10 protein-coding genes are annotated in these 10,006 nt (G+C 70.4%); 2 read left to right on the top strand and 8 right to left on the bottom strand.

The window, feature by feature from the left end; translation table 11 throughout:
* Nucleotides 1-273: integrase core domain-containing protein (locus ACWGI8_RS31330; protein WP_453666044.1), on the top strand; the 273-nt coding region annotated here is incomplete at its 5' end.
* 432 nt (nt 274-705) lie between these two features.
* On the opposite strand, the gene ACWGI8_RS31325 is transcribed toward ACWGI8_RS31330, so the two are convergent.
* The 6 genes from ACWGI8_RS31325 to ACWGI8_RS31300 form a co-directional block, all read right to left on the bottom strand.
* The gene (locus tag ACWGI8_RS31325) at nt 706-1,242 is read right to left on the bottom strand and encodes an arginine repressor (RefSeq protein ID WP_453666043.1); all 537 of its coding nucleotides are present in this window, start codon (nt 1,240-1,242) and stop codon (nt 706-708) included.
* Nucleotides 1,243-1,249: 7 nt separating this feature from the next.
* Nucleotides 1,250-2,464, bottom strand: coding sequence for an acetylornithine transaminase (locus ACWGI8_RS31320; RefSeq protein ID WP_453666041.1), 1,215 nt, complete (start codon nt 2,462-2,464; stop codon nt 1,250-1,252).
* Nucleotides 2,461-3,366, bottom strand: coding sequence for an acetylglutamate kinase (gene argB, locus ACWGI8_RS31315; protein ID WP_453666039.1), 906 nt, complete (start codon nt 3,364-3,366; stop codon nt 2,461-2,463). The genes ACWGI8_RS31320 and argB overlap by 4 nt, the downstream gene beginning before the upstream one ends.
* A 14-nt stretch (nt 3,367-3,380) precedes the next feature.
* Nucleotides 3,381-4,553: a bifunctional glutamate N-acetyltransferase/amino-acid acetyltransferase ArgJ gene (gene argJ / locus ACWGI8_RS31310; RefSeq protein WP_453666038.1), complete on the bottom strand. Its 1,173-nt coding sequence runs from the start codon at nt 4,551-4,553 to the stop codon at nt 3,381-3,383.
* Nucleotides 4,550-5,578, bottom strand: a complete 1,029-nt coding sequence (gene argC / locus ACWGI8_RS31305) for an N-acetyl-gamma-glutamyl-phosphate reductase (RefSeq protein WP_453666037.1) — start codon at nt 5,576-5,578, stop codon at nt 4,550-4,552. Before argC ends, argJ begins: the two co-directional genes overlap by 4 nt.
* 107 nt (nt 5,579-5,685) lie before the next feature.
* Complete coding sequence (locus tag ACWGI8_RS31300; protein ID WP_453666035.1) at nt 5,686-6,591, bottom strand: NmrA family NAD(P)-binding protein; 906 nt, start codon at nt 6,589-6,591, stop codon at nt 5,686-5,688.
* A 157-nt stretch (nt 6,592-6,748) separates the two neighbouring features.
* Between ACWGI8_RS31300 and ACWGI8_RS31295 the strand changes: the two genes are divergently transcribed.
* Entirely contained in the window at nt 6,749-7,960 is a 1,212-nt protein-coding gene (locus ACWGI8_RS31295) for a cation:proton antiporter (protein ID WP_453666033.1), read from the top strand.
* Between the two features lie 2 nt (nt 7,961-7,962).
* Here ACWGI8_RS31295 and ACWGI8_RS31290 read toward each other — a convergent pair whose 3' ends face one another.
* Entirely contained in the window at nt 7,963-8,706 is a 744-nt protein-coding gene (locus ACWGI8_RS31290) for an SDR family oxidoreductase (protein ID WP_453666031.1), read from the bottom strand.
* A gap of 232 nt (nt 8,707-8,938) precedes the next feature.
* A partial coding sequence (locus tag ACWGI8_RS31285; protein WP_453666030.1) for an RNA polymerase sigma factor occupies nt 8,939-10,006 on the bottom strand: 1,068 nt, incomplete at its 5' end.

The following is a 10,006-nucleotide window of genomic DNA, read 5'->3' as shown; positions in this document are numbered from 1 at the left end:
AAGTCCCACGCCTGGCGCGATGCCCTCGCGGCAGCCGGGATCACCCACAAGCGAACCCGGCCCTACCGGCCACAGACCAACGGCAAGGTCGAACGACTCAACCGCACCCTGCTCGACGAATGGGCCTACGCAAAGCCCTACCGCTCAGAGCAGGAACGACGCGACGCGTTCCCGCAATGGCTGCACTCCTACAATCACCACCGCGGACACACCGCGCTCGCAGGCAAACCACCCGCCAGCCGCGTCCCCAACCTCACAGGGCAATACAACTAGGCCCTGTCCGGGCGATCTTCGAGGAACAGGCCGCGGCGCCGGATGCATGGGGTCTCCCCCGGCCCCCTGGGGCCGAGGGGACGCATCGCAAGGCGGGGATCGCCCTCGTACTGGGCGTACTCGGGCGACTCCGACAACGCAGCGTGGGGGTACCCCCAGCGGTAGCTGGGGGTATGCCGTAGCTGGGGGTACTCCCCCTGGCTCCGCCGGGGGGCACCCCCACCCAGGCGAAGCTCTGGGGGAGCGTCGCGGGCCCGACAAGATCGCCCGGGCAGGGCCTGACCCCCGGGGCCGCCGAGCGAGCGCCGGGGCGGCGGCCGGGTCCCGCAGCGGCGCGCACGGCCGAGGAGCAGCAGCCTCCAGGACCCGTCGCTCTTCCCAGCCTCCCGGCTGCCGCTCGCCGACCAGGCACCGGCGGTGCGCCGAGACCTGTCAGCGGTCGTTCTGGGCCAGCCGCAGCAGATGGTCCGCGAGTGCCTGGCCGCCCGCCGGGTCGCGGGAGATGAGCAGCAGGGTGTCGTCTCCCGCGATCGTGCCGAGAATCGCGTGGAGTTCGGCCTGGTCGATGGCCGAGGCGAGGAACTGGGCCGCGCCCGGCGGCGTACGCAGCACCACCAGGTTGGCCGAGGCCTCCGCGGAGATGAGCAGCTCACCGGAGAGGCGGCGCATCCGCTCCTCCTTCGCCGACTCCCCCAGCGGCGCCTGCGGGGTGCGGAATCCGCCCTCGCTCGGCACCGCGTAGATGAGCTCGCCCCCGGTGTTGCGGATCTTCACGGCGCCGAGCTCGTCGAGGTCGCGGGAGAGCGTCGCCTGGGTGACGCTCAGCCCGTCGTCGGCGAGCAGCTTGGCCAGCTGGCTCTGCGAGCGCACCGGCTGCCGGTTGAGGATGTCCACGATCCGGCGGTGGCGGGCCGTGCGGGTCTGCGGCACGGAGGGCCCGCCGTGCTCGATTTCCTGCGCATCGGTCATCGTCGTCTCATTCTCCGGATCGTCCGTCCCCGTATGTCTCGTCGAGGATGCCGGGCAGCGCCTGGAGGAAAGCGTCCACCTCCGCGTCGCCGATGATCAGCGGCGGCATGATCCTTACGACATCGGGGGCGGGCGCGTTGACCAGGAGGCCGGCAGCCTGAGCCGTCTGCTGCACCCGGGGTGCGAGGGGCTCGGTGAGCACGATACCCAGCAGCAGGCCCGCACCGCGGACATGGGAGATCAGCGGGTGCTTCTGCTTCCCGCCGGGATTCTCGATTCCGTCCCGGAGCTTCTCGCCGGTCCGCTTGACGTCGTCGAGCTTGCCGTCGAGGGTCCCCAGCACGGCGAGTCCCGCGGCGCAGGCGACCGGGTTGCCGCCGAACGTCGTGCCGTGCTGGCCGGGCCGCAGCAGATCGGCGGCCGGTCCGAATGCCACGGTCGCGCCCAGCGGCAGCCCGCCGCCGAGGCCCTTGGCGAGGGTGACGATGTCCGGGTCGACGCCCTGGTGGGCCTGGTACTCGAACCAGTGGCCGGTGCGGCCGATGCCGGTCTGGACCTCGTCGAGGACGAGGAGCGTGCCGGTGGCGCGGGTGATCTCCCGGGCCGCCCGGAGGTAGCCGGGCGGCGGTACGACCACGCCGTTCTCGCCCTGGACCGGCTCGATGATCACGAGGGCGGTCTCCTCGGTGACCGCGGCTCGCAGCGCCTCGGCGTCCCCGTACGGAACGTGCGTGACGTCGCCGGGCAGTGGCAGGAAGGGCTGCTGCTTGGCGGGCTGGCCGGTGAGCGCGAGGGAGCCCATGGTCCGGCCGTGGAAGCCGCCCTGGGTGGCGACCATGTGCGGACGGCCCGTCAGCCGGCCGATCTTGAAGGCGGCCTCGTTGGCCTCGGCTCCGGAGTTGCAGAAGAAGACGCGGCCCGGGCGGCCGGAGAGCTGGAGCAGCCGTTCGGCCAGCGCGACCGGGGGCTCGGCGATGAAGAGGTTCGAGACATGGCCGAGCGTGGCGATCTGCCGTGAGACGGCCTCGACGACGGCGGGGTGGGCGTGGCCCAGCGCGTTGACGGCGATCCCGCCGACGAAGTCGAGGTACTCGTTGCCGTCGGCGTCCCAGACCTTCGCGCCCTCGCCGCGGACCAGGGACAGCTTCGGCGTGCCGTAGTTGTCCATCATGGAGCCCTGCCAGCGCTGCGTGAACTCCTGGTTGCCGCCGTGGTCGCTCATGCCGTTCCCCCTTCGGTGCCGTCGGGCACGACCATCGTGCCGATGCCCTCGTCGGTGAAGATCTCCAGCAGGATGGAGTGCTGCACCCGGCCGTCGATGACCCGGGCGGTGTTGACGCCGTTGCGCACGGCGTGCAGGCAGCCCTCCATCTTGGGGACCATGCCGCTGGAGAGCTCGGGCAGCAGCTTCTCCAGTTCGCTCGCGGTGAGGCGGCTGATCACCTCGTCGCTGTTGGGCCAGTCCTCGTACAGACCCTCGACGTCCGTGAGGACCATCAGGGTCTCGGCGCCGAGCGCGGCGGCCAGCGCGGCCGCGGCGGTGTCGGCGTTGACGTTGTACACATGCCCGTCGTCGGCGCTGCGCGCGATGGAGGAGATGACGGGGATCCGGCCGTCGTTCAGCAGTGCCTCGATCGCTCCGGTGTCGATCTCGGTGATCTCGCCGACGCGGCCGATGTCGATGAGCTCGCCGTCGATGGTCGGGCGGTGCTTGGTGGCGGTGATGGTGTGCGCGTCCTCGCCGGTGAGGCCGATGGCGAGCGGGCCGTGCTGGTTGAGCAGCCCGACGAGCTCGCGCTGGACCTGTCCGGCGAGCACCATCCGTACGACGTCCATGGCCTCCGGGGTCGTGACGCGCAGCCCGGCCTTGAACTCGCTGACCAGGCCGTGCTTGTCGAGCTGGGCGCTGATCTGCGGGCCGCCTCCGTGCACGACGACGGGCTTGATGCCGGCCTGCCGCAGGAAGACGACGTCCTGGGCGAAGGCGGCCTTCAGCTCCTGGTCGACCATCGCGTTGCCGCCGAACTTGATGACAACCGTCTTGCCGTGGTGGCGGGTGAGCCACGGCAGTGCCTCGATCAAGGTCTGTGCCTTGGGGAGTGCGGTGTGCTTACGAGTGCTCATCGGCTCCGGGATCCTCAGGAGGAGTACGCGCTGTTCTCATGGACGTAGTCGGCGGTGAGGTCGTTGGCCCAGATGACGGCGGACTCGGACCCCGCGGCGAGGTCGGCGGTGATCCTGACCTCGCGGTAGCGCATGTCGACGAGGTCGCGGTCCTCGCCGACGGAGCCGTTCCTGCAGACCCAGACGTCGTTGATGGCGACGTTCAGCCTGTCGGGCTCGAAGACCGCCTTCGTCGTACCGATCGCGGACAAGACCCGGCCCCAGTTGGGGTCCTCGCCGTGGATGGCGCACTTGAGGAGGTTGTTGCGGGCGATCGAGCGGCCCACCTCGACGGCGTCGTCCTCGCTCGCGGCGCTGACCACCTCGATCCGGATGTCCTTGCTGGCACCCTCGGCGTCACCGATGAGCTGACGGGCGAGGTCGTCGCAGACGGCCCGTACGGCCTCGGCGAACTCGCCGTACTCCGGGGTGACCTGGGCGGCGCCGGAGGCGAGCAGCAGCACGGTGTCGTTGGTGGACATGCAGCCGTCGGAGTCGACCCGGTCGAAGGTGAGGCGGGTCGCGTCGCGCAGCGCCCTGTCGAGGGTCGCGCTGTCCAGGTCGGCGTCGGTGGTGAGCACGACGAGCATGGTGGCGAGGCCGGGGGCGAGCATGCCCGCGCCCTTGGCCATGCCACCGACGGTCCAGCCGTCGCCCTGGTGGACCGCGGTCTTGTGGACGGTGTCGGTGGTCTTGATGGCGATGGCGGCCTTCTCACCGCCGTGCACGCTGAGTTCGGCGGCCGCCTTCTCGATGCCGGGCAGCAGCTTGTCCATGGGCAGCAGTACGCCGATGAGTCCGGTGGACGCGACGGCGATCTCCCCGGCGCTGTGGCCCTGAAGGACCTCGGCGGCCTTCTCGGCGGTGGCGTGGGTGTCCTGGAAGCCCTTGGGGCCGGTGCAGGCGTTGGCGCCGCCGGAGTTGAGGACGACGGCGGAGACCTCGCCGCCCTTGAGGACCTGCTCGGACCAGAGGACGGGAGCGGCCTTGACGCGGTTGGAGGTGAAGACTCCGGCGGCAGAATGGCGCGGCCCGTTGTTGACCACGAGGGCCAGGTCCGGGTTGCCGCCCTTCTCACCGTTGAGGGGGGCTTTGATTCCGGCGGCGATGCCCGCGGCCGTGAATCCCTTGGCTGCCGTCACCGTCATGGCGCGACTCCGATCGTGGAGAGTCCTGTGGTCTGGTCGAGCCCCAGGGCGATGTTCATGCTCTGGACCGCGCCACCCGCCGTGCCCTTGGTGAGGTTGTCGATGGCGCTGATCGCGATGATGCGGCCGGCGGCCTCGTCGTGGGCGACCTGGACCTGAACGGCGTTGGAACCGTAGACGGACGCCGTGGCGGGCCACTGTCCCCCGGGGAGGAGGTGGACGAACGGCTCGTCGGCGTACGCCTTCTCGTACGCGGACCGTACGGCGTCGGCCGTCGTGCCGGGCCGTGCCTTGACGCTGCAGGTGGCGAGGATGCCGCGGGACATGGGCGCGAGGGTGGGCGTGAAGGACACGGTGACGGGCTCGCCCGCGACCGCGCTGAGGTTCTGGATCATCTCGGGGGTGTGCCGGTGGCCGCCGCCGACGCCGTACGGCGACATCGACCCCATGACCTCGCTGCCGAGCAGATGCGGCTTGAGCGCCTTGCCTGCGCCGGACGTGCCGCTGGCGGCGGTGATCACGGCATCGGGCTCGGCGAGGTGGGCCGCGTACGCCGGGAAGAGCGCGAGCGAGACCGCGGTCGGGAAGCAGCCGGGTACCGCGATGCGCTTGGACCCCTCCAGCGCGGCGCGGGCACCCGGCAGTTCGGGAAGGCCGTACGGCCAGGTCCCGGCGTGCGCCGAGCCGTAGAACTTCTCCCAGTCGGCGGCGTCGTCGAGCCGGAAGTCGGCACCCATGTCGATGACGAGGACGTCGTCATCGAGCTGCTCGGCGACCGCGGCGGACTGGCCGTGCGGCAGGGCGAGGAACACGACGTCATGCCCGGCGAGCACGTCCGCGGTGGTGACCTCGAGCACCCGGTCCGCCAGCGGCAGCAGATGGGGCTGGAGCGCTCCGAGCCGCTGCCCGGCGTTGGTGTTCGCGGTCAGGGCGCCGATCTCGACGCCGGGGTGCGCGAGGAGCAGACGGAGGAGTTCTCCGCCCGCGTATCCACTCGCTCCGGCAACTGCTGCACGTACTGCCATCGGACCCTCCTCATTGATGGCATGACTATACGCAGCATCGCAGTTTTATGCAACGAGACTCGTGACAGGCCGGCCCCAGCGATGTGACCGAGAGTTTCCGGTGCGACTCAGCCCAGGTAGAACTCCTTGCGGGCGGCCACGAACGCTTCGACCGATCGAGCTGTCATGCCCGTGACGCGCCGTACGTCGTCCGTCGCGCGGTCGTAGCGATTCTCGCGGTGCAGTCGGGCCATGGTGGCGATGTGCTCCTCGGTGTGCGGCGGCAGGCCCACCTTGGCAAGGACTTCGGCCCGCCACTGCTCCAGCGGCACGTCCACGTAGGACACCGGGGACCCCAACGCCCGTGAGAACTCCTCGGCCATCTCCGTCATATCGACGGAGCGCGGGCCCGTGAGCTCGTAGACGTGTCCGATGTGCCGGGCCGGGTCACGCAGCACGGTGGCGACCACTCGGGCGACGTCCTCCACAGCGACCGGCGAAGTGCGCCCAGTGCCGAAGGGCAGCTCGATCGTGCCGCTCTCCCGGATCGAGCGTGCCGCCAGCACGGTGAACAGCGGGTTGTCCAGGAACGACGTCGGCCTGATGTGTACCACCGGCAGGCCCGACCAGTTCAGCACCTGCTCCGCCAGCCAGTGCAGGCGCTGCTGGTGCGACTCCGCGGTACTGGTGGCGGTCATCTGCGACACCGTCATCTGGGACATGCTCACCAGGGCGTCCAGGTCTCCGTGCTCGCGCGCCACGCTGGCCACCACGGCCGCGGCCAGAAGATGGTCAGGCGACACGGGCATGGCGAAGTACATCCTGCCCACACCCTCCAGCGCGGCCGCGACGCTCTCGGGCCGGGTCAGATCGCCGAGGACCACCTCCGCGCCGAGCCCACGCAGCTCGGCCGCACGATCGTCGTCGCGCCGGACGATCGCACGCACGGGCACGCCCTGCGCGCGCAGTTGCTCCAGGACCGTGCGGCCCACACCACCGGCGTTGCCCAGGAGAACGAGGTTGCTGACGACCATCGATTGCATCCCTAGCCGAGTGGGAGCGTGATCACACGTGCACGCCCGCGCCGAGAAGTTCGCCCCTCAGCCTAGAAGGACCAGCGGCCCATAGCATCACGTAAAGGGACAACGTTGGCCATAGCCAGCGCACCGCCTACCGGCCACCGGAGTCACCATGTCTTACGACAATCTGGTCATCGTTCTCGCGGTAGGCGCCGCCGTCCCGTTCCTCCTCGCCATGGTGCCCCGAGTCCCCCTCCCGGGCCCAGTCCTCGAGATCGTGGCCGGTGTGATCCTTGGTCCGGCGGTGCTGAATCTGGTACAGCCGGACGCCACCGTTCAGGCGTTGTCGATCATTGGACTGAGCTTCCTGCTGTTCCTTGCCGGGCTCGAGATCGATTTCCAGCAACTGCACGGCCCACGGGCGCGGCTCGTCGCCATCGGTCTGGCGGGCTCGATTGTGCTGGCCGGGATCGTTGGCTGGGTGCTGGACTTCGCCGGGCTGGTCGAGAGCCCACTGCTGATCGGCACCGCGCTGGTGGCCACGTCCTTGGGGCTTCTGGTCCCGATCCTGAAGGACGCCGACGCAATCGACCGGCCAGTCGGCCAACTGACCATCGGTGGAGCCTCTGCAGGTGAGATCAGCGCTGTGCTGCTGCTGTCGTTGTTCTTCTCCGAGCATGCTTCGGGCCCGGCCTCCAGGCTGCTTCTGTTGCTCGGCCTGGCTTGCCTGACGGCGCTCATCGCGGTGACTTCGATGCGTGCGGGGCGCTCCATGTGGCTGTCCCGAGCCGTAGTGAATTTGGCGGACACGAGCGCCCAAGTCCGAATCCGCCTGACCATGCTTCTGATCGTCGGCCTGTCCGCGGTCGCCATGCACCTCGGATTCGAGGCCATTCTGGGTGCCTTCATTGCTGGGGCCGTACTGCGGCTGATCGACCCCGACGCCGAACGGACGCATCCCCAGTTCCAGGTGAAACTGGAGGGCCTGGGCTACGGATTCCTCGTCCCGGTCTTCTTCGTGACCAGCGGAATCCAGTTCGACCTCGGCGCACTGTTCGCGGACGCCGCGACGGTGCTGCGGGTACCGATGTTCCTTGCCGCGCTCCTCCTCGTTCGTGGACTGCCCGCATTGGCCTACCGCAGCGCGGGTCTCTCGCGGGCAGAGATCATGGCCAGTGGGCTCCTGCAGGCCACTTCCCTCCCCGTGATCGTGGCAGCGACAACGATCGGGTTGAAGCTGGACGCGATCCGACCGGCCAACGCGGCCGCGCTGGTGGCAGCGGGCCTCTTGTCCGTGATCGTGTTTCCCCTGATTGCGCTGCCCTTGCTGAGCCATACACGGACTTCCGCAGGATCGGGGGCGCAGGGTGCTGGACCGGGGTGACGCTACTGCGGCTTTGCGAGCCACTCGTCGAAGGTGGTTGGCGCGATGCGGGCGCCCTTGCCGGGCAGGAGTACGTCACCAGCCCACTCCGGGCCGAGCAGCGATTGCCACGTCGGCACGAGCTTGACCGCGTGTCCGCGCGTGTCGTTGGTGCGCCGGGCCATGTCCACCAGGTCCTGCGGCTCCGGGCCGGCGACATCGCGGTAACGCCCCTGCGGTGCGCTCGTGGCGATCTCGGTGAGGATGTCGGCCACGTCCGCGGGCGCGATCGGCTGTACGAGCAGCGGTGCGATCGTGGCGACGCCGTCCTGCTCGGTCCAACTTGTCAACGTTGCGGCGAAGTCGTGGAACTGCGTGAAAGGAACGATCGTCCATGGCACCGGGCCCTCGGTCACGAGGCGCTCCTGCTCGCGCTTTCCGGCGTAGTGCGGGTTGCCTTCAATACGATCGACGCCGACGATCGAGAGCAGCACATGGTGACGGACACCGGCCCGTTCCTCGGCAGCCAGCAAGTTCCGGGTGGTCGTGCCGAAGTACGCCACCGCCTGGTCCCGGTCGTCCGCCTCGTGGCTCGTGGCGTCCACGACGGCGTCGACGCCGGTCAGCGCGGCGTCCAGACCGTCCCCGGTGGTCAGATCCACGCCGAGTGAGCGGCTGATGCGCACGACTTCGTGTCCGGCCTGTTCCAGGGCGGCGACGGTGCGGGCCCCGATGTTCCCGGTTGCTCCGGCGACGGCGATGCGCATGGTGTTCTCACCTCTGTCACTCGGGCCGCCACTCATCTTTCCCCCGCTGTCGGCAGCCGTGGGGTGGGCGGTCACGGGTGCAGGCCTCTCTCAGCGTCGCCCTCAGCGGCCGCGATCGCATCCCGTGACTACAGGGAGTTCACAATGACCCGCTGCCGTTCGGTTTGCCACGGGCCGACTCGCGCGCTCAGTCACAAGTGAACCGGCCCCACCGGGCCTCGCGGCGGCCTCGTCAGGTGAGTGCGCGACGGGCGCGCTCCAGGAAGTCGCGCTCGGCCGCGTTGCCGGCATGCGCGATGGCGGCCTCGTACGCGCGCGCCGCCTCCGCGTCGCGGCCCAGGCGGCGCAGCAGATCGGCCCGGACGGCGTGGAAGACGTGGTACGTATCGAGCCCGAGGCCGTCCACGAGGGTGAGTGCCGCCTCGGGCCCCTCGACCTCGGCCACCGCGACCGCGCGGTGGAGCGCGACCACCGGGTTCGGGGCGATCGCGTGGAGCTGGTCGTAGAGCCGCAGGATCTGCCGCCAGTCGGTGGCGGCGGCGGTCGGCGCGTCGCTGTGGACGGCGTTGATGGCCGCCTGGATCTGGTAGGGCCCGGGCCGGTTGCGGCGAAGGCAGTGCCGGACGAGGGCCTGGCCTTCGGCGATCAGGCCGCGGTCCCAGCGGCCGCGGTCCTGGTCGGCGAGCAGCACGAGCCCGCCGTCCGGCGTGGTGCGGGCCGCGCGGCGTGCGTCGATGAGCAGCATGAGGGCGAGCAGCCCCACGACCTCCGGCTCGTCGGGCATGAGCTCGTACAGGAGCCGCCCGAGGCGGACGGCCTCCGCGCAGAGGTCCTCGCGGACGAGGTCTTCGCCCGAGCCGGCCGCGTAGCCCTCGTTGAAGATGAGGTAGACGACCGCGAGTACCGCCCGGAGGCGGTCCGGGAGGTCGGCATCGGCGGGCACCCGGTACGGGATCCCCGCGTCGCGGATCTTGCCCTTGGCCCGGACCAGCCGCTGAGCCATGGCCGGCTCGGCCACGAGGAAGGCACGGGCGATCTCCGCGGTGCTGAGCCCGCCGATGAGCCGGAGGGTCAGCGCGACCCGGGCGGCGGGGGCGAGGGCAGGGTGGCAGCAGGTGAAGATCAGGCGCAGCCGGTCGTCGTGCACGGGTCCCTCCTCGGCCGATTCGCCGGGGGCGTGCAGCAGGGCGGCCTGGGCGTGCCGGTCCGCGCGGGACGCCTCACGGCGGAGGCGGTCGACCGCCCGGTTGCGGGCGGTGGTGATGATCCAGCCCGCCGGGCTCGGCGGCAGCCCGTCGGC

Source organism: Streptomyces sp. NPDC054841, from assembly GCF_053611045.1.
The sequence above is the reverse complement of the archived record's forward strand: the minus strand, read 5'-3'. Positions and strand labels throughout refer to the sequence as shown.

Coding starts and splice junctions, on each gene's coding strand:
- ACWGI8_RS31325 (WP_453666043.1), bottom strand. CDS start 1,242: ATGACCGATGCGCAGGAAATCGAGCACGGCGGGCCCTCCGTGCCGCAG.
- ACWGI8_RS31320 (WP_453666041.1), bottom strand. CDS start 2,464: ATGAGCGACCACGGCGGCAACCAGGAGTTCACGCAGCGCTGGCAGGGC.
- argB (WP_453666039.1), bottom strand. CDS start 3,366: ATGAGCACTCGTAAGCACACCGCACTCCCCAAGGCACAGACCTTGATC.
- argJ (WP_453666038.1), bottom strand. CDS start 4,553: ATGACGGTGACGGCAGCCAAGGGATTCACGGCCGCGGGCATCGCCGCC.
- argC (WP_453666037.1), bottom strand. CDS start 5,578: ATGGCAGTACGTGCAGCAGTTGCCGGAGCGAGTGGATACGCGGGCGGA.
- ACWGI8_RS31300 (WP_453666035.1), bottom strand. CDS start 6,591: ATGGTCGTCAGCAACCTCGTTCTCCTGGGCAACGCCGGTGGTGTGGGC.
- ACWGI8_RS31295 (WP_453666033.1), top strand. CDS start 6,749: ATGTCTTACGACAATCTGGTCATCGTTCTCGCGGTAGGCGCCGCCGTC.
- ACWGI8_RS31290 (WP_453666031.1), bottom strand. CDS start 8,706: ATGCGCATCGCCGTCGCCGGAGCAACCGGGAACATCGGGGCCCGCACC.